Consider the following 18,994-nt stretch of genomic DNA (forward strand, 5'->3'; position numbering starts at 1 on the left):
CGTAAGCTCGATCTTACAAACTAACAAAGAATCGTAGGGTGGGCAAAGGCGCTTCGGCGATGCGAAGCATCGCACGATGCGCCGTGCCCACCGCCTCTCCACGATTCAAGGACCCTCAATGAAAATCGCGCGAGCGCGGTAGGATACGGACGTTGCGGGGGTGGCCGACGCGCTGGGAGGGATGGTCGGGGTGATCGCGGCGGTCGTCGTTGAGCGGCTCGGCGGGCATCGGGCCATGCGGCACGGCTGCGCCGAGGCGATCGTCGGAGAGCAGCGCAAGATCGGCGCTGCGGTCGACCAGGCGCTCGGCGACGAGATGGACGACCTTTTCGGGGCTGCTCTGGATGCGGCCTTCGACCAGCACGAGGCGCGCGCCCATCACCTCCTTGCGGAAGGACTCCATCACCTTCGGCCACACCACGATGTTGGCGATTCCGGTCTCGTCCTCCAGGGTCATGAACACCACGCCCTTGGCGCTGCCCGGCCGCTGCCGCACCAGCACCACGCCGGCACAGCGGACGACGCGGCGGTCATTGGCATGATTGACGTCGCGGCAGGCCAGCACGCGCTCGGCAGTGAAGCGCCGGCGCAGGAACTCCATCGGATGGCCCTTCAGGGACAGGCGGATGGTCTGGTAGTCCGCGACCACCTGCTCGGGCAGCGGCATCTGCGGCAATGGCCGCGCGCCCTCGTCCGGCTGCTCGCGCGCGACAGCGGCCTCGAACAGCGGCAGCGGCACATCGTCGGGCAGCCGGCGCACGGCCCATAGTGCTGCGCGGCGATCGAGCCCGAGCGAGCGGAACGCATCGGCATCGGCGAGCAGCAAGAGCGCGCGCTTGGGCAAGGCGGTGTCGCGGGCGAAGTCTTCCAGCGAGGTGAACGGCCCGCGGGCGCGGGCCTTGATGATGCGGTCGGCCCAGTCGTCGTCGCGATCGTCATTCTGGAACGATGCGTGAGTGTGTTTATCGTTGTCGTTGCGGGGCGACGCGACAGCGTCGAGCCCTCGAAATTCAGCGGCGGGTTGCGAGACAAGAACGACTCCCTCCGCGCCGTCATTCCGGGATGCGCCCTCTTGGGCGCAGGCCCGGAATCCATAACCACGATTCGGGGTTATGGATTCCGGGCTCGCGCTGCGCGCGCCCCGGAATGACGACGTAGAGAGAGCTTGCGCATCGTCCAGCAATGACAATGCGGAAGCCGCCTGCGCCTCGCTCCTCAACGCCTCCGACAACTTCCTGATCCGCTCCTCGTCGCGGTCGATCCAGCGAAAGCCGTCGATCTGGCGAAAGCCGAGACGCACGGCGCAGTATTTGCCGTTCGTCTCCTCCAGCGTGTTGTCGGCGAAGCTGTGGGACACGTCGATGTCGCGGATCTCGACGCCGTTCTTGCGGGCGTCGCCGACGATCTGCGCCGGCGCGTAGAAGCCCATCGGCTGCGAGTTCAACAGCGCGCAGCAGAAGGCGTCGGGATGGAAGCATTTCAGCCAGGACGAGACATAGACGAGCTGGGCGAAGCTGGCGGCATGGCTTTCCGGAAAGCCGTAGGAGCCGAAGCCCTTGATCTGGTCGAAGCAGCTCTTGGCGAACTTTGGATCATAGCCGCGCGCGATCATGTTGCCGACCATCTTCTCCTCGTAGGAGCCGATGGTGCCGACGTTGCGGAACGTCGCCATCGCGCGGCGCAGGCCGTTGGCCTCTTCCGGCGAGAACCTGGCGGCCTCGATTGCAATCCGCATCGCCTGCTCCTGGAACAGCGGCACGCCGAGCGTCTTGTGCAGCACCTTGTGCAGCTCGTCCGCAGGGCCGTGATCCGGCGACGGCGAGGGATAGGTCACCTTCTCCTGATGATTCCGACGGCGCAGATAGGGATGCACCATGTCGCCTTGGATCGGCCCAGGCCTGACGATCGCGACCTCGATGACGAGATCGTAGAATTCGCGCGGCTTGAGGCGCGGCAGCATGTTCATCTGCGCCCGGCTCTCGACCTGGAACACGCCGAGTGACTCGCCCTTGCACAGCATGTCGTAGACGGCGGGCTCCTCGCGCGGCACCGTCGCCAGTTCGTAAGAGATGTCCTTGTGCCGTTCGATCAGCGCGAAACTCTTGCGGATGCAGGTCAGCATGCCCAATGCCAGCACGTCGACCTTCATCATCGACAGCGCGTCGACATCATCCTTGTCCCACTCGATGAAGGTGCGGTTGTCCATCGCCGCATTGCCGATCGGCACGGTGCTGTCGAGCCGGTCCTGGGTCAGCACGTAGCCGCCGACATGCTGCGACAGATGGCGCGGAAAGGTGATCAGCTCGGAGGCGAGCTCGACCGCACGGCGGATCATCGGATTATGTGGATCGAGCCCGGCCTGGCGCACCTGCATGTCGGACAGGCCGTCGCCCCAGCTGCCCCACACCGTGTCGGCGAGAACGGCGGTGACGTCCTCGGTCAGGCCGAGCGCCTTGCCGACGTCGCGGATGGCGCTGCGGGGACGATAATGAATGACGGTGGCGATGATCGCGGCACGGTGGCGGCCGTAGCGGCGATAGACATATTGCATCACCTCCTCGCGCCGCGAATGCTCGAAATCGACGTCGATGTCGGGCGGCTCCAGCCGCTCCTTGGAGATGAAGCGCTCGAACAGGAGATCGATCTTGGTCGGATCGACCGAGGTGATGCCGAGCACGTAGCACACGGCCGAATTGGCCGCCGAGCCGCGGCCCTGGCACAGGATGCCCTGGCTGCGCGCGTAGCGGACGATGTCGTGGACGGTGAGGAAATAATGCGCGTAGTTGAGCTCGGCGATCAGCGCCAGCTCCTTGTCGAGGACGGCGCGCAGGCGGTCGTCGAGATCATCACCGAAACAGGTTTTGGCGCCGGCCCAGGTCAGGTCCTGCAGATGCCCCTGCGCGGTCTTGCCCGGCGGCACCGGCTCGTCAGGATACTGATATTTGAGCTGGTCGAGCGAGAAGCTGATGCGGTCGGTGAAGCGGATGGTCTCGGCAATCGCGCCGGGATGATCGCGGAACAGCCGCGCCATCTCGTGTCCCGGCTTGAGGTGGCGCTCGGCATTGGCCTGGAGACGGCGGCCGATCGCCTCGATTGAGGCCTTCTCCCGGATACAAGTCAGCACGTCCTGCAGCATCCGCTGCCGCGGATGGTGATACAGCACGTCGTTGGTGGCGATCAGCGGCACCTTCAGTGACGCAGCCAGGCGCGCGAGCCGCGCCAGCCGGCGGCGGTCGTCGCCGCGATAGAGCAGACTCCCGGCGAGCCACACGCCCTCGGCGCGGCTGTCCTTCAGCCGCGTCAGGGTCGGGGTAAGGACGGCTTCGTCGAAGCGATGTGGCGGCATCAAGACCAATAGCTGGCCCTCGATGAACTCGAACAGATCATCGAAGCTCAGACGACAATCGCCCTTGTCGACCTTGTCGGCGTCGCTGCCGCGCTTGCCGCGGGTGAGCAGCTGGCACAGCCGGCCGTAAGCGGCGCGGTCGCGCGGATAGACCAGGATGTCCGGCGTGCCGCAGGTGAAGACGAGCCGCGCGCCGTAGAGCAGCTTCGGCTTGTAGCTCAGCCGGTCATTGCCGAGCTCGCTATAGGCGCGCACGATGCCGGCCAGCGTGTTGTGATCGGCGATGCCGATGGCTTCGAGGCCGTACTCGGCGGCCTGACGCACGTAGTCCTGCGGATGCGAACCGCCTTGCAGGAACGAGAAATTGGTGGTGATGCCGATCTCGGCATAGGGGACCGGTGTCATGGCGAGGCCGTGTTCAACTGGTTACGCACATTCTCTCCACTCGTCATTCCGGGGCGTGCGGAGATCGAGGCCGACGCACGTCGGCCTCGAGTCGTAGCGCGAGCCCGGAATCCATAACCACCGCCGGACGTGGGAAGCGGGCTGCGCATGGCATCTTTCTTCGACAAATGACGGCCTGTGGATATGGATTCCGGGCTCATTCGCGCTGCTCCAAAATGGCTTCGCCATTTTGCGCGCGAATGCCCCGGAATGACGAAGTCATTGAGACCGAGTTCGTGGCGCGCATCTCGAAGGATGGTGACGGCCGCGCCGGCGGGGACAATGAGCGACCCTATGCGATCGCTCTTCCGCAAGCGGAGAGACGTCGGCACCGCGGCAATCTCCCCTCCCCTCATGCGAACAGCCCGTGCATGTACCAGGCGGGCTGCACCGGCCGGCCTTCAGGCTGCTCCAGCTCGCGGTCGTAGAGCCCGTCGCGGTAGAGCCAGAAGCGCAGGCCGTGCTCGTCCTCGACGCGGAAATAGTCGCGGGTCAGCCCCTGTCCCTCCGGCCGCCACCATTCCATCGCGATGCGCTCCGGTCCTTCGGCGCGCACCACCGCATGCGCGGCGCGGCGCCAGACGAAGCGCGCCGGCGGGCCGTCCGGCACCTCGGCGATCACCTGGATCGCCTCCGGCTGCGCGAACAGCCGCAGCGGTCGCAGCGGCGGCTCGTCTGCCTCACGCTCCGGCCAATCGGCCGCGGTGGCGGCGGCGAGATGCTGCTGCGCCTGTAACGGCAGCGTCGCCCGCTCCGGGATGTGGGTCTCCACCGGCAGATATACGACCACGCGCCTGCCGCCGATGCGCGCGGCGATACGGTCGATCAGGGCCGCCAGCTCGTCATTGTCATGAACATGGGCATCGAGATCGCGCTGCTGCTGCACCACGATCTCGCTGCGGCTCGCCGACAGCCGGATCATGTCGAAGCCGAAGCCGGGATCGAGCGGATCGTTCAGGGCCTCCAGGCGGTCGCGGAACAGCCGGTCGATGACCGTGGCCTCGGTGACCGGCTGGCCGGTCTCGACCGCGATCACCCGCACCAGCCCATCGGTACGGAAGAAGCAGGCCTCCAGCCGCCGCGCGCCCTTGCCCTGCTGCGCCATCGCCCTCACCAGCATCGCGGCGAGGCTGGACAGGCTGGCCGCGATCACGGTGTCGGTCGCGACCGGCTCGGCGAAGCGCTTCTCGACGATGTAGTCCGGCGGGACTTTCCGCGGGCTGATCGGCGCATCGGCTTCGCCCAGCGCCTGGGCGAGCACGCGGGTGAAGCCGGCGCCGAAGCGCGCCGTGATCTCATTGCGGCCGCGCGCGGCGACGTCGCCGATCGTCTTCAGGCCGGCGCGGCGCAGGCCGAGCGTGATGGCCTCGCTGCCGCCGAGCGCGGCCACCGGCAGCAGCGACACCGTGGCCGCCTCCTCGCCGTCCGGCACGATGCGGCCATGCACCTGCCGGTTCAGCGTACGCGCGCACACCGCATTGGACGCGATTGCCGCCGACACGGTGACGCCGCGCGCGGTCAGTGCATCGCAGACCGACTGCATCAGCTTCGCCTCGCCGCCGAACAGATGGACGCAGCCGGTGATGTCGAGCGTCAGCCCATGCGGGGAATCGAGCGCCACCAGCGGGGTGAAGCGGTCGCACCAGTCGGCGATGCCTTCCAGCATATGAGCGTCAGCCGCGAGATCGGCCTCGTGCACGACGAGGTCGGGACAGACGGCGCGGGCGTTCGCCAGCGGCTGGCCGAGGCTCACGCCATGGCGCGCCGCCGCCTCGTCGAGCGAATGGATCAACAGCGCATTGGCGTCCTTGATGACGACGACCTGCGGCTTGGCATCAGGCAGAGCGGCGGCGCGGCTGCGCATGATGCGATCGATGGGCAGGCGCGGCAGCCACAGGCTGAGGATCCGCCGCCGGTTCGCTGAAACGGCACGCATCGGGGGTCCACTCCATGATCCATCGTCCGGTCTGGCCGTGACGGTTGCGAATGAGCTCGGCGTCGAGACGCGGCGCGCCCCACGCCATCCACGGCGCCGAGGGCAGCGACGGCGCGGTGCGGACGATCCAGCGCGTCTCGGCGGTCGAGGGTTCGGGTGTGGCCGCAATGCGCAACATGAGCGCGGTGACGCCGGACTCCTGCGCGGCCAGGGTCAGCTTGCGGCTGGCGACGAGATCGAGCTTTTGCGTCTCGCCCCACACCTCCAGCATCACACTGCCGAGCGCATCGCAGGCGAGCGCGTCGGCGGCGGTGCGTAAGCCGTGATCGAGGTCGGGCGCGCGCACGATCACGATGCGGCGCGGATCGAGCCCGAGCTCGGCGAGCCCGCTCATCGACAGCGCGCCCATCTCGCGCTCGGCGAAATCCTGCCGGATCCAGATCAAGGGCCGCTGCGCCGCGACCCGCGCGGCCAGCCCGCAGAGGAAGCCGGTCGCGGCCGCCGCCTGACGTTCGGTCTCGGCGAACACCTCGTGCAGCGCGCCGGTGGCGAGCCCGCCCTGCAGGGTCGCATCGGCCGCGTCATGGCCGAGCGCGACCCTGCGCATGTCATGTGCGCCATCGGCCACCTCGAGACGGGCAATGCGGCCGCGCAACTGCGCGAGCGTCTCCATGCGTGCGCCGGTCATCCGTCGCCGCTCCTCTCAAAATCCATCGTGCGGGCGCTGCCGTTCTTTGCGGTGAGGCTTGCAGTCAACTTGGGCAGTGAACCCGCGACGAACCTCTTTGTTCATGATATGTTCTAATATAAAGCTAACGCCGGACGATGAGTCAATCGGGATTACCCCGGGTGTGATTCAAGCAATGGAATCAAAGGGATTCGAACGCATGGAGCTGCTCCGCAAGCTGGAGATCCTGGCCGATGCCGCCAAGTACGATGCCTCCTGCGCCTCCAGCGGTACGGAGATGCGGGATTCCCGCGACGGCAAGGGCCTCGGCTCGACCGCGCCCGGCATGGGCATCTGCCACTCCTATGCGCCGGATGGACGCTGCATCTCGCTGCTCAAGATTTTGCTCACCAACGCCTGCAACTACGACTGTCTGTATTGCGTCAACCGCGCCTCCTCCAACGTGGCCCGCGCGCGCTTCACGGTCGACGAGGTCGTGAAGCTCACCATCGACTTCTATCGCCGCAACTACATCGAGGGCCTGTTTTTGTCGTCCGGCATCATCCGCAGCCCGGACTACACCATGGAGCAGGTCGTGAGCGTGGCGCGCAAACTGCGCGAGGAGCACCGCTTCCGCGGCTACATCCATCTGAAGACCATTCCAGAGGCCGACGAGGCGCTGATCGCCGAGGCCGGCCGATATGCCGACCGGCTCAGCATCAACATCGAGACGCCGCTGGAGGCGAGCCTCACGAAGCTCGCGCCGGAGAAGGACCAGCGCGCGATCCGCCGCACCATGGGCCGGCTCCGGCTCAAGCTCGACGAGACGGCGGAGGCGAAGAAGACGGCGCGCCGGGCGCGGCCGCCGCGCTTCGCGCCCGCCGGCCAGAGCACGCAGATGATCGTCGGCGCCGACGATGCCAACGACCGCACCATCCTGTCGACCTCGGCCAATCTCTACGGCGCCTACAAGCTCAGGCGCGTGTATTACTCTGCGTTCAGCCCGATCCCCGATGCCAGCCGCGCGCTGCCGCTGCAGGCGCCGCCTCTGGTGCGCGAGCACCGGCTGTACCAGGCCGACTGGCTGATGCGCTTCTACGGCTTCGATGCCGATGAAATTGTCGAGGAGAGCGAAGGCATGCTGCCGCTCGACATCGACCCCAAGCTCGCCTGGGCGCTGCGCCACCGCGACCGTTTCCCGCTCGACATCAACACAGCGAGCCGCGAGGAGCTGCTGCGCGTGCCGGGCTTCGGCACCCGCACCGTGGAGCGCATCCTGTCGACGCGCCGCACCACCACGATCCGCTTTGCGGATCTGGCGCAGCTCAATGTGATCCGGAACAAGGCGCTGCCGTTCATCGTTCTCTCCGACCACCGGCCGCAGCCGTCCCTGCTCGACGGCGCCGGCCTCGCGGCGCGGCTGCGGCCGAAACCGCAGCAGCTGGGATTTGGATTCTAACGGAAGCCGTCATTGCGAGGGGCGAAGCCCCGAAGCAATCCAGGGGCGACTTGAAGACTCTGGATTGCTTCGTCGCTTCGCTCCTCGCAATGACGTGAGGAGACAGATGCACGTCGTAACCCTCGACAGCGACACCGATTTCGACGGCTGGCGCACGGCCGCGCGGGCGCTCGTGATGAACGACGTCCGACCGGCCGATGTCACCTGGCGCGTCAAGGGCGCGGCGCCCGATCTGTTCGACGATGCCGCCGAGACGCAGCTGCCCGAGGTGCCCAAGGGCACGTTCTCGGTGCCGGCGAGCTTCATGGAGCTCGCCGAGAGCGCGATCCTGCACCGTGATCCCAACCGCTTCGCCCTGCTCTATCGGCTGTTGTGGCGGCTCAAGGCCAACCACGACCTGATGGAGATCGCGACCGATCCGGACGTGGCGCAGGCCAACGCGCTGGCGCGCGGGGTGCGCCGCGACGTTCACAAGATGCACGCCTTCGTCCGCTTCCGCGAGATCGGCCGCGAGCGCGAGGCGCGCTACGTCGCCTGGTTCGAGCCCGAGCACCACGTCGTCGAATGCGCCGCGCCGTTCTTCGCGCGCCGCTTCGCCGACATGCCGTGGTCGATCCTCACGCCCGAAATCTGTGCGCATTGGGACGGCAGCCACGTCTCCTTCACGCCCGGTGTGAGCAAGGCTGAAGCGCCGTCCGAAGACCGGCTCGAAGAGGTGTGGCTGCGTTATTACGCCAGCATTTTCAATCCGGCGCGGCTGAAAGTGAAGGCGATGGAAAAGGAGATGCCGAAGAAATATTGGCAGAACCTGCCTGAAGCCAAGCTGATCCAGCCGCTGATCGCCGCCACCGCCCGGCGCACCACCGACATGATCGCCGAGCCCGGCACCGAACCACACAAGCCGCAGAAACGCGTCGAGGACGCCGCGATGACCCGCAAGCCGAAAGCACGTGGCGAGGCCGATGCTGAGACCTCACGTGAGCTCGACACAACGGATCTCGAGAGCTTGCGTGAGCAGGCCGCCGCCTGCCGCGCCTGCCCGCTGTGGAAGGACGCCACGCAGACCGTGTTCGGCGAAGGCCCTGAACATGCGCCGCTGATGCTGGTCGGCGAGCAGCCCGGCGACAAGGAGGACCTCGCCGGCCATCCCTTCGTCGGCCCCGCCGGCCAGATGCTCGACCGCGCGCTGGCCGAGGCCGGCATCGACCGGTCCAAGGTCTACGTCACCAATGCGGTGAAGCACTTCAAGTTCGTGCCGCGCGGCAAGATCCGGCTGCACCAGAAGCCGAACACGCCGGAGATCAAGGCCTGCCGGCAATGGTACGAGCGTGAGCTCGCCGCTGTCCGTCCGGCCCTGGTCGTCGCGCTCGGCGCCACCGCGGCGCAAAGCGTGCTCGGCAAGATCACGCCCGTCAACAGGAGCCGCGGCCATGTCATCGACCTGCCCGACGGCCCCAAGGCCATGGTCACGGTGCACCCGTCCTATCTGCTGCGGCTGCCGGACGCCGACGCCAAGGCACGCGAATATGAGCGGTTTGTCGAAGATCTGAAGGTTGCTGCGCGGGCAATGAAGCATGCCGCGCACGCGGCGTGAGTTTGAACAATTCCAACGTGTCCGGTCCTGCCAATGCGCAGCAGCAGGCTGAACCGTTCCTCAAGCTGTCATGCAGGCTTTGCATCCGTCGGTCACAACGGAGCTTCCCATCGTAACGAGAGGCGTTTGCATGACCGATATGACCGTCAATTCCGCGCTGGGCGAAGGCGCGGCGATCCAGCCGGCCGCACGGCCGAACCTGGACAAGGGTTTCAACCCGCTCACGATGATCCTCTTCTTCGGCGTTCTCGCCGCTGGGCTGCTTTTCGTCGCCTACAGCATCTACGTCGATGTCGATGCTACGGGCGTGAAGGTCACGACCTACCTGCCTTACATGCTGCTGTTCATTGCGCTGCTGATCGCGCTCGGCTTCGAATTCGTCAACGGCTTTCATGACACGGCAAATGCGGTCGCGACGGTGATCTACACCCATTCGCTACCGGCGGAAGTCGCCGTCATCTGGTCGGGCTTCTTCAATTTCCTCGGCGTCCTGCTCTCGACCGGCGCGGTGGCGTTCGGCATCGTCTCGCTGCTGCCGGTCGAGCTGATCCTGCAGGTCGGATCGAGCGCCGGGTTCGCGATGGTGTTCGCGCTCCTGATCGCGGCCATCCTGTGGAATCTCGGCACCTGGTATTTCGGTCTGCCGGCCTCGTCCTCGCATACGCTGATCGGCTCGATCATTGGCGTCGGTATCGCCAATGCGCTGCTGCGCGGCCGCGATGGCACCTCGGGCGTGGACTGGAGCAAGGCGACGGAGATCGGCTACGCCCTCCTGCTGTCGCCGCTGGTCGGTTTCGTCTGCGCTGCCCTGCTGCTTTATCTTCTGAAATTCGTCGTCCGCAACCCGGCCCTCTACGCCGCCCCGGAAGGCCCGAAGGCCCCGCCGTGGTGGATCCGCGGTCTCCTGATCCTGACCTGCACAGGCGTGTCGTTCGCGCATGGCTCGAATGACGGCCAGAAGGGCATGGGCCTGATCATGCTCATCCTGATCGGTACGGTGCCGACCGCCTATGCCCTGAACCGCACGCTGCCGGAGTCGCAGATTGCCAAGTTCCAGGAGACCTCGCAGGCCGCGTCCAAGGTCATCGCGGCGAAGGCCGACGGCTACAACGTGATCGGCGACCCCCGTCCGGCGGTCACGCTCTACGTCTCCCAGCGCAAGATCAACGAAGGCACCTATCCGTCGCTTGCCGTGCTGGTCAAGGATGTCGGCGACCAGGTGCGGACCTACGGCTCATTGAACAAGGTGCCGGCGGACGCGGTCGGCAACACCCGCAACGACATGTACCTGACCTCCGAGGCGATCCGCTTCCTGATGAAGGACAAGGAGAACGATCTCAGCAAGGACGACGTCGCCGTCCTCACCGCGTACAAGGGCTCGCTCGACAGCGCGACCAAGTTCATTCCCAACTGGGTCAAGATCGCGGTCGCGATCGCGCTGGGCCTGGGAACCATGATCGGCTGGAAGCGGATCGTGATCACGGTCGGCGAGAAGATCGGCAAGTCGCATCTGACCTATGCGCAGGGCGCCTCGGCCGAGCTGGTTGCCGCCGCCACGATCGGCGCCGCCGACGTTTTCGGCCTGCCGGTCTCGACCACCCACGTGCTGTCCTCCGGCGTGGCCGGCACGATGGCGGCCAACGGCTCAGGCCTGCAGATGGCGACCATCCGCAACCTGCTGATGGCCTGGGTGCTCACGCTGCCGGCCGCGATCCTGCTCTCCGGCTCGCTCTACTTCATCTTCTCGCGGCTGTTCTGACGCGACACGAACGATCGTAGTGCCAGGCCCGCGCCATCAGCGCGGGCCTTTGCTCTTTCGTTGGGTTCAACCGGAGAATTCGCGGCCTCAATCATCGGCTCACGCCGCCAGCGTGTTCTCCACCACCTTGATGAAGAACGAGGTGCCGTAGACGATGGCCTCGTCGTTGAAGTTGTAGGCGGGGTGATGCAGGCCGGCCGAGTCGCCATTGCCGACGAAGATGAAGGCACCGGGGCGGGCTTCGAGCATGTAGGCGAAATCCTCGCCGCCCATCATCGGCGGCATCTCGTGGACATTGGCATCGCCTGCAACCTCCTTGGCGGCACGAATGGCGATGTCCGTCTGTTCGGCGTGATTGACCACCACCGGATAGCCGCGCGCGTAAGTGAGATCGATCTTGGCGCCGGTCATTTGCGCGACTCCGGTCACGACCTCGCGCACCCGCTTCTCCATCAGCTCGCGCACCTTCGGCGTCAGCGTCCGCACGGTGCCGCGCAGCACCGCGCTCTGCGGGATCACGTTGCGGGCATTGCCGGCGTGGAACTCGCAGATCGAGAGGACGGCAGCCTCCAGCGGATCGACGCTGCGCGACACGATCTGCTGCAGCGAGGTGACGAGCTGGGCGCCGACCAGCAGCGAGTCGATGCAATTGTGCGGCTTGGCGGCGTGGCCGCCATGGCCCTCGATCGTGATGTCGATCCCGTCGGTCGAGGCCATCAGCGGGCCCTGGCGGATCGCGAACGCGCCGACCGGCAGGCCGGGACCATTGTGCATGCCGTAGACCTGATCGATCTTGAAGCGCTCGATCAGGCCATCCTTGATCATCGCGTCCGCGCCGCCGCCACCCTCCTCGGCCGGCTGGAAGATCACCGCGACCTCGCCGGCGAAGTTGCGGGTCTCGGCGAGATAGCGCGCCGCGCCGAGCAGCATCGCGGTGTGGCCGTCATGGCCGCAGGCATGCATCATGCCCGGCGTCTTCGACGCGTAAGGCAGCCCGGTCGCCTCCTCGATCGGCAGCGCGTCCATGTCGGCGCGCAGCCCGAGCACCTTCACGTCTCCGTTGCCGGGCTTCCTGCCCTTGATGACGCCGACCACGCCAGTCTTGCCGAGCCCCGTCGCGACCTCGTCGCAGCCGAATTCACGTAAGCGCTCGGCGACGAAGGCCGAGGTTCGATGCACGTCGTAGAGCAGCTCGGGATGCGAATGGATATCCTGCCTCCAGGCCTGGATATCGGGCTGCAGATCGGCGACGCGGTTGACGATGGGCATGGGGAATCTCGTAACTCCGGTGGGACTTTGCGCCTGTTTAGCATGCAAAACCCGCACCGCCCAACATCTGGGCTGCGCTCATCGCATGGCTCGGTCAACCAGCCATGACCATGACGACGGACTTGTCCGGTCCCGTCCTGGCTGACTAAAAGCCTCCCAACGATGGGAAGGAAACACCGATGCCGACACCGCTCGAGGGGGAGTACGACTATATCGTGGTAGGCGCCGGCACCGCCGGCTGCATCCTCGCCAACCGGCTGTCGGCCGATCCGAAGACCCGCGTCCTGATCCTGGAGGCCGGCGGCCACGACAATTGGATCTGGTTCCATATTCCGGTCGGCTACCTCTTCGCGATCGGCAATCCGCGCTCCGACTGGATGTTTCGCACCGAGGCCGAGCCCGGCCTGAACGGCCGCTCGCTGGCCTATCCCCGCGGCAAGGTGATCGGCGGCTGCTCGGCGATCAACGCCATGATCTCGATGCGCGGCCAGGCCGCCGACTACGACCATTGGCGCCAGCTGGGCCTTGCCGGCTGGTCGTATTCCGACGTGCTGCCGGTGTTCAGGAAGCTGGAGGACCACTTCCTCGGCGAGAGCGAGCACCATGGCGTCGGCGGCGGCTGGCGCATCGAGGCGCCCAGGCTGTCATGGGCGGTGCTGGATGCGGTCGGCGACGCCGCCGAGCAGATGGGCATTCGCCGCATCCCGGACTTCAATACCGGCGACAATGAAGGCATCAGCTATTTCCACGTCAACCAGAAGCGCGGCCGGCGCTGGTCGTCGGCGCGCGGCTTCCTGAAGCCGGCGCTCAGCCGCTCCAATCTGCGGCTCGAAACCAATGTCCTCGTGGATCGCCTGATCGTCGAGAACGGCCGTGCCGTCGGCGTCCGCTACCAGCGGAATGGCGAGACCATCGAGGCGCGCACCAAGGGCGAGGTGATCCTGAGCGCCGGCTCGATCGGCTCGGTGCAGGTGCTGCAGCGTTCGGGCATCGGTCCGGCGGATCTGCTGAGCGATCTCGGCATCGACATCATCAGCGACAAGCCCGGTGTCGGCCGCAACCTGCAGGACCATCTGCAGCAGCGCGCGATCTACAAGGTGTCCGGCGTGCGGACCCTGAACGAGACCTACTACTCGCTGGTCCGCCGCGGCCTGATGGGGCTCGACTACGCCTTCCGCCGCCGCGGCCCGCTGACCATGGCGCCGTCGCAGCTCGGCATCTTCACGCGCTCGGATACCACGCGCGATCGCGCCAACATCCAGTTCCACGTGCAGCCGCTGTCGCTCGACAAGTTCGGCGATCCCTTGCATCGCTTTCCCGCGATCACCGTCAGTGCCTGCAACCTGCGCCCGACCTCGCGCGGCAGCGTGCGCATCCGCTCCGCTCAAATCGATGAGGCGCCGTCGATCGCGCCGAACTATCTCGCGACCGAGGACGATCGCCAGGTCGCGGCCGACGCCATCCGCGTCACGCGCCGGCTGATGAAGCAGCAGGCGCTGGCGCCCTATCAGCCGGCCGAATATCTGCCCGGCCCTTCCGTCGGCGACGACGATGCGGCGCTGGCCAAGGCCGCCGGCGACATCGGCACCACCATCTTCCATCCCGTCGGCACGGCGAGGATGGGCACATCAGACGATCCGATGGCGGTGGTCGACGAACGACTGCGCTTCCACGGCATCGAGCGCCTGCGCATCGCCGACGCCTCGATCATGCCGACCATCACCTCCGGCAACACCAACACGCCGACAGCGATGATCGCCGAGAAGGCGGCGTCGATGATTTTGGAGGATCGTCGATGACAGGCGCACCGAAATCGTAGGGTGGGCAAAGGCGAAAGCCGTGCTGCCTCCCCATGCGAGATCGCGGTGGCGCCGTGCCCACCGTCTCACCGATGCATGTGCTGATCGACGGTGGGCACGCTGCCGCCTGACGGCGGCCGCTTTGCCCACCCTACACGGCACGACCCGCAGACTTCGTTCGCTGCGTCGAACGGCAGCACATCTTCAGATGATCCGCGCCGCCAGCGGGATGCGGCGCAACGCGGCCGCGGCGAGCCAGCTTGCCGACAGCGTGCCGACGAGCACGATGGCAAATTTCACCGCGGCCGGCCACGCCGGGTCATAGACGAGATATTGCAGCCACAGCAGCGGCAGGAAGTGCAGCAGATAGATGCCGTAGGCCGACGGCTGGATGCGGTCCATCAGTTCGAGCGGCGCCCCGGCCCAGCGCTGGAAGAAGGTCGGCACCCCGAAGGCCATCGCGGCGCAGAAGCTCGCCACGGCAATGCCGTAGGCCGCGCGCCACCACAGCGGCGGTGCGTCGAAATCGGTGATCCAGTTGTGGTGGACATAAGCCAGGAACAGAATCATGCCGTAGCAGCCATAGGATAACGCGAACCAGACCAGCCAGCGCTGCACCAGCGCGCCTTGCGCGGCGAACGGCGCCGTCGTGAGGCCCGCCGCCCCGAGGGTGACGCCGGCGACGAAGAAAGCCGGATAGAGCAGCGCGCGGCTTGCCTGCAAGGGCAGCGGAAAATGGCCCGGCATGAACCACACGCCGTCGCCGAACCAGAGATGCGGCGGCAGATAGGCCGCGTTCGCGACGACGAGGAAGACGGCGAATCCCGTCAGCGGCCGACGCAATAACCTCTCACCCCATCGGGCGAGCCAGTCGATCGTCTGCGGTGCGACGGCCCAGGACAGCGCTGCCGCCGCATCGAATGCGAGCAGCACGCCGAGAAACCAGGCCGAGCCCGACGGCCACGGGCCGGCGCTGATCATGCCCCACCACACCGTGGTGAAGTGATCCTCAGCCACGTAGTAGCGATAATAGGCGATCGGCATGATCACGACGATCGAGACGACATAGGGCACGCCCAGGCGCAACGCGCGGTGGAGCAGAAAAGTCGACGCCCCCCGCCTCGCCAGGCTTGCCGGCACGAACAGGCCGGAGATGAAGAACATGCACGACATGAAATAGCTGTCGTTGAACAGCGCGACCAGATCGAAGCCGAGCCAGTGCATGCGGTCGCCACCCTGCCCGAAATAGGTGTAGTTGATTGCGGAGTGATACAGCACGACCGAGAGGGTGATGAAGGTCCTGGCGCGGTCGAGCGCGACGATCCGATCGGCGGTCGTGTCGGTTCGGTGCAGGTCGAGAGTCACGCGCTCATGCATCGACGTCGGTCCGGTCCATCGGACGCCCGGCAAGCGCCCCGCCCATTATATTACTCGCGCGGCAGCGCGCCGCTATCCCTGTTGCAGGCTCCGGGCCTGGTAGCTCCGTCACGGTCACGAAAGCGTCATCTGCCGGCATCCGCCGGCGAACCGGGAATAAACCGGCGATATCCGCGCTCTCCTCACCCGCAAGCCCGATGACGGGCAACGGGAGACCGCGATGAGCCATCACGACCATGACGACAACGGCGGCACCAGCCGCCGCAGAGTGCTCGAATGCATGACCTGGGCCGGCACCGGCGTGCTCTGGACCATCGCCGGCGGCGTGCCGCGCTCGCTCGGCCTGGTCGATGCAGCGCAGGCCGCCGAACAGGCATCCGGCCTGACTTTCCTGCAGATCAGCGACAGCCATGTCGGCTTCGACAAGCCCGCCAATCCCAACGCCCTCGGCACGCTGGAAGAGGCGGTCAACAGGATCAAGACGATGCCGGTGAAGCCGGCCTTCATGATCCACACCGGCGACATCACGCATCTGTCCAAGGCGGCCGAATTCGACGATGCCGACCGCATCATCTCGCAGAGCAGGCTCGACGTGCACTACGTGCCGGGCGAGCACGATTTCCTCGACGAGGAGGTCAAGTTCTATCGCGAGCGCTACGGCAAGGGCACGCGCGGCGCCGGCTGGTATTCGTTCGACGCCAACGGCGTGCACTTCATCGGCCTCGTCAACGTGGTCGACCTCAAGGCCGGCGGCCTCGGCAATCTCGGCGCCGAGCAGCTCGCCTGGCTGGAGCAGGATCTGAAGGGCCGCTCGCAATCGACGCCGATCGTGGTGTTCGCACATATCCCGCTGTGGACGGTCTATCCGCAATGGGGCTGGGGCACCGAGGACGGCGCACGCGCGCTCGATTATCTGAAAGGCTTCGGCTCGGTGACGGTGCTGAATGGCCACATCCATCAGGTGATGCAGAAGGTCGAAGGCAACGTCACCTTCCACACCGCGCGCTCCACCGCCTTCCCACAGCCGGCGCCCGGCACGGCCGCCTCGCCCGGCCCGATGAAGGTCGAGGACAACAGGCTGCGCAGCCTGCTCGGCATCGCCAGCATCGATTTCAAGGTCGGCGCCGAGCGGCTCGCGATCATCGACACACCGCTGCAGAGCTGAGGGACCGAACGCGATGATGCAGTCTGTTCTGCGCGGTGTCCCCTTCGCCGCCGCCGTGCTGCTTCTCGGCGCGACGCCGCTGCGCGCCGAGGCCATCAAGGTCACGATCGACAATTTCACCTTCGCGCCGGCCGAGCTGACCGTGAAGGTCGGCGACACCGTGACCTGGACCAACCATGACGACATTCCGCACACCGTGGTGTCGGCCGGAAAATTCCGCTCGAAAGCGCTCGACAGCGACGACAGCTTCTCGTTCACCTTCACGGCCAGCGGCGATTACAAGTATTTCTGTTCGCTGCATCCGCACATGACGGGAGTGGTCAAGGTTGAGTAGCGGAGCAAACCAGGGCATGAGCATGGTCACATGGCCCGGTCGGCGACGTGCTGCCGACCGGGCCATGAGACCGCGAACCGAGCCGGAGACGACGCCGGTGACCACAGCCAACGACGATCCCGACAAGGCGCGCCGCTTCCGCGAGGCGGCGCTGCCCCATCTCGACGACGTCTACACCCTGGCGCGCTATTTGTTGCGCAATCCCGCCGACGCCGAGGATGCGGTGCAGGAATGCTATCTGCGCGCGCTGAAGCATTTCGACACCTATCGCGGGCCGGCGATGAAACCGTGGCTGTTCGCGATCCTGCGCAACGTCTGCCATGCCGAATTCACACGGCGCGCGAGCGCGCCCGTCCAGGCCGCCGATGAGGCGCCGGAGACGGCCGAGCAGCCGCCGCTGTGGCAGGAGAGCACCGAGACGCCGGAAGGCGCGATCCTGCGCCAACGCGACGCCTCCGCTGTCCGGCGGATCATCGACACGCTGGCCGAGCCGTTCCGCGAGACCTTCGTGCTGCGCGAGATCAACAACCTATCCTACCGCGAGATCGCGGACACCGCCGGCGTCCCGGTCGGCACCGTGATGTCCCGGCTGGCGCGGGCGCGCACGATGCTGCGCGCCGCCTGGCTCGCGCAAGAGGAGCCGCAAAGATGACCTGCGATGAAGCCGAGATCCTGATCCACGCCCTTGCCGACGGCGAACTCGACGCCGGACATGCGCGCGAGGTCGAAGCTCACGTCGCCGCCTGCCCGCGCTGCGCGTCGGAGTTGGCTGCCATCAGGCAAATGCAGCAGGTGCTCGCCGGCACCGACCTGGCCTTCAAGGCGCCGTCCGCATTGCGCCAGCGTATCGAAGCGACGCTGCCGCCGGCGCGGGCGATGGCCGTGACGCCGCTTGCCGCGGCACGGCCAAGCCGGCGCGCGTTGCTGAAAGGCTTTACGCTGGGCTCGGCGGTTTCAGCGTTGGCCGCGACCGGTCTCGTCGCCATCGTGCTGCGCAACGACGACCAGCAGCGGATCGAGGCCGAGATCGTCTCGGCGCATCTGCGCTCGCTGCAGGCCGGCCACCTGACGGACGTGATCTCGACCGATCAGCACACGGTCAAACCCTGGTTCAACGGCAAGCTCGACGTATCGCCGCCGGTGATCGACCTCACCGCACAGGGCTTCACCCTGATCGGCGGGCGGCTCGACTATGTGGACGCGCGCGCCATCGGTGCGGTGGTCTATCGCCGCCGACAGCACGTCATCAATCTGTTCGTGGCGCAGACCTCGGGCACCGAACGCCGTACGGCGCGGATGGAGACCATTCAGGGCTTCAACATCCGCTTCTGGCGCGACCGCGGCCTGAACTATTGGGCGATCAGCGATCTCGGCGCCGACGAACTGACTGAATTCGGAGAAAGGTTCGAGACCGCGATCGGCGCGAACAAGGAAGGCTGACCCGCTCTCGCGTTTCAGTCATTGCGAGCGAAGCGTGCCCAGCGGCTGTCCAGAGACGAACTGAAACGGCGGGCACGGCGCTGCGCGCTGTTGCCCACCCTCATATGGGGTCTTGTGAGTCAAGTCTCGTTCGATAGGTCGAGTTTTTTTTCGAGGATGCCGTTCGTTTCCTTAGAGGTGGTGTGTTCGGCGGAGCAAAGCCGACGTCCGCGCGCTCTCGATTTTGCGCCGTAGCGGACGGCGGCTTTGCGGGTGGGCAGGGCGACGTCTGGCGCCACGAACCTGCGGTCTCGGTCGAGGACTGGCTTGCGAAGATTCTGCAGCTGTCCGCTGCATCACCTCATATCCGGTCGGATGAAGTCATCCGGGCCCATGTTCCGCATGCTTGCGGCGAGAAGCCAAAGA

Annotated in this window: 13 protein-coding genes; 8 read left to right on the plus strand and 5 right to left on the minus strand. The window is 66.4% G+C overall.

From position 1 onward, the window contains the following. Positions 1–115: 115 nt before the first annotated feature. From LQG66_RS11130 to LQG66_RS11140, 3 genes are all read right to left on the minus strand, one after another. Positions 116–3,751, minus strand: a complete 3,636-nt coding sequence (locus LQG66_RS11130) for an error-prone DNA polymerase (RefSeq protein ID WP_231326269.1) — start codon at positions 3,749–3,751, stop codon at positions 116–118. 391 nt (positions 3,752–4,142) lie between these two features. After that, positions 4,143–5,726 carry a Y-family DNA polymerase gene (locus tag LQG66_RS11135; RefSeq protein ID WP_231326270.1) on the minus strand — a complete coding sequence of 528 codons (1,584 nt, stop codon included), beginning with the start codon at positions 5,724–5,726 and terminating at the stop codon, positions 4,143–4,145. Further along, a complete protein-coding gene (locus LQG66_RS11140) occupies positions 5,626–6,414 on the minus strand; it encodes an ImuA family protein (protein WP_231326271.1) in 789 nt (262 codons plus the stop codon). The genes LQG66_RS11135 and LQG66_RS11140 overlap by 101 nt, the downstream gene beginning before the upstream one ends. A 199-nt stretch (positions 6,415–6,613) precedes the next feature. Between LQG66_RS11140 and LQG66_RS11145 the strand changes: the two genes are divergently transcribed. The 3 genes from LQG66_RS11145 (at position 6,614) to LQG66_RS11155 (ending at position 11,205) form a co-directional block, all read left to right on the plus strand. Beyond that, on the plus strand, positions 6,614–7,852 hold the full coding sequence (locus LQG66_RS11145; protein ID WP_231326272.1) for a putative DNA modification/repair radical SAM protein: 1,239 nt from the start codon (positions 6,614–6,616) through the stop codon (positions 7,850–7,852). 106 nt (positions 7,853–7,958) lie between these two features. Then, positions 7,959–9,446: a UdgX family uracil-DNA binding protein gene (locus LQG66_RS11150; protein WP_231326273.1), complete on the plus strand. Its 1,488-nt coding sequence runs from the start codon at positions 7,959–7,961 to the stop codon at positions 9,444–9,446. 130 nt (positions 9,447–9,576) lie between these two features. Continuing rightward, positions 9,577–11,205, plus strand: a complete 1,629-nt coding sequence (locus LQG66_RS11155; RefSeq protein WP_231326274.1) for an inorganic phosphate transporter — start codon at positions 9,577–9,579, stop codon at positions 11,203–11,205. A gap of 99 nt (positions 11,206–11,304) precedes the next feature. Here the strand turns inward: LQG66_RS11155 and LQG66_RS11160 are convergent, their stop codons facing one another. Beyond that, positions 11,305–12,474: a M20 aminoacylase family protein gene (locus tag LQG66_RS11160; RefSeq protein ID WP_231326275.1), complete on the minus strand. Its 1,170-nt coding sequence runs from the start codon at positions 12,472–12,474 to the stop codon at positions 11,305–11,307. A gap of 179 nt (positions 12,475–12,653) precedes the next feature. Here LQG66_RS11160 and LQG66_RS11165 point away from each other — a divergent pair, with 179 nt between their 5' ends. Then, the gene (locus LQG66_RS11165; protein ID WP_231326276.1) at positions 12,654–14,273 is read left to right on the plus strand and encodes a GMC family oxidoreductase; all 1,620 of its coding nucleotides are present in this window, start codon (positions 12,654–12,656) and stop codon (positions 14,271–14,273) included. Positions 14,274–14,477: 204 nt separating this feature from the next. Here LQG66_RS11165 and LQG66_RS11170 read toward each other — a convergent pair whose 3' ends face one another. Further along, positions 14,478–15,650 (minus strand): acyltransferase family protein, encoded by a 1,173-nt coding sequence (locus tag LQG66_RS11170; RefSeq protein WP_231326277.1) that lies wholly within the window; start codon positions 15,648–15,650, stop codon positions 14,478–14,480. A 220-nt stretch (positions 15,651–15,870) separates the two neighbouring features. On the opposite strand from LQG66_RS11170, the gene LQG66_RS11175 reads away from it, so the two are divergent. The 4 genes from LQG66_RS11175 to LQG66_RS11190 all read left to right on the plus strand — a co-directional run bounded on the left by LQG66_RS11175 (position 15,871) and on the right by LQG66_RS11190 (position 18,589). Then, complete coding sequence (locus LQG66_RS11175; protein WP_231326278.1) at positions 15,871–16,815, plus strand: metallophosphoesterase family protein; 945 nt, start codon at positions 15,871–15,873, stop codon at positions 16,813–16,815. 13 nt (positions 16,816–16,828) lie between these two features. Beyond that, positions 16,829–17,149, plus strand: coding sequence for a cupredoxin domain-containing protein (locus tag LQG66_RS11180; RefSeq protein ID WP_425601304.1), 321 nt, complete (start codon positions 16,829–16,831; stop codon positions 17,147–17,149). Between the two features lie 97 nt (positions 17,150–17,246). Then, positions 17,247–17,801, plus strand: a complete 555-nt coding sequence (locus tag LQG66_RS11185; protein ID WP_231327748.1) for a sigma-70 family RNA polymerase sigma factor — start codon at positions 17,247–17,249, stop codon at positions 17,799–17,801. Then, positions 17,798–18,589: an anti-sigma factor gene (locus LQG66_RS11190; protein WP_231326279.1), complete on the plus strand. Its 792-nt coding sequence runs from the start codon at positions 17,798–17,800 to the stop codon at positions 18,587–18,589. The genes LQG66_RS11185 and LQG66_RS11190 overlap by 4 nt, the downstream gene beginning before the upstream one ends. Positions 18,590–18,994: the final 405 nt, after the last annotated feature.

The organism is Bradyrhizobium ontarionense (assembly GCF_021088345.1).
Taxonomy (GTDB): Bacteria; Pseudomonadota; Alphaproteobacteria; order Rhizobiales; family Xanthobacteraceae; genus Bradyrhizobium; species Bradyrhizobium ontarionense.

Excerpts from the sequence above, each read along its gene's own strand:
- LQG66_RS11130 (WP_231326269.1), bottom strand. The coding sequence starts at position 3,751 with ATGACACCGGTCCCCTATGCCGAGATCGGCATCACCACCAATTTCTCG.
- LQG66_RS11135 (WP_231326270.1), bottom strand. The coding sequence starts at position 5,726 with ATGCGTGCCGTTTCAGCGAACCGGCGGCGGATCCTCAGCCTGTGGCTG.
- LQG66_RS11140 (WP_231326271.1), bottom strand. The coding sequence starts at position 6,414 with ATGACCGGCGCACGCATGGAGACGCTCGCGCAGTTGCGCGGCCGCATT.
- LQG66_RS11145 (WP_231326272.1), top strand. The coding sequence starts at position 6,614 with ATGGAGCTGCTCCGCAAGCTGGAGATCCTGGCCGATGCCGCCAAGTAC.
- LQG66_RS11150 (WP_231326273.1), top strand. The coding sequence starts at position 7,959 with ATGCACGTCGTAACCCTCGACAGCGACACCGATTTCGACGGCTGGCGC.
- LQG66_RS11155 (WP_231326274.1), top strand. The coding sequence starts at position 9,577 with ATGACCGATATGACCGTCAATTCCGCGCTGGGCGAAGGCGCGGCGATC.
- LQG66_RS11160 (WP_231326275.1), bottom strand. The coding sequence starts at position 12,474 with ATGCCCATCGTCAACCGCGTCGCCGATCTGCAGCCCGATATCCAGGCC.
- LQG66_RS11165 (WP_231326276.1), top strand. The coding sequence starts at position 12,654 with ATGCCGACACCGCTCGAGGGGGAGTACGACTATATCGTGGTAGGCGCC.
- LQG66_RS11170 (WP_231326277.1), bottom strand. The coding sequence starts at position 15,650 with ATGCATGAGCGCGTGACTCTCGACCTGCACCGAACCGACACGACCGCC.
- LQG66_RS11175 (WP_231326278.1), top strand. The coding sequence starts at position 15,871 with ATGAGCCATCACGACCATGACGACAACGGCGGCACCAGCCGCCGCAGA.
- LQG66_RS11180 (WP_425601304.1), top strand. The coding sequence starts at position 16,829 with ATGATGCAGTCTGTTCTGCGCGGTGTCCCCTTCGCCGCCGCCGTGCTG.
- LQG66_RS11190 (WP_231326279.1), top strand. The coding sequence starts at position 17,798 with ATGACCTGCGATGAAGCCGAGATCCTGATCCACGCCCTTGCCGACGGC.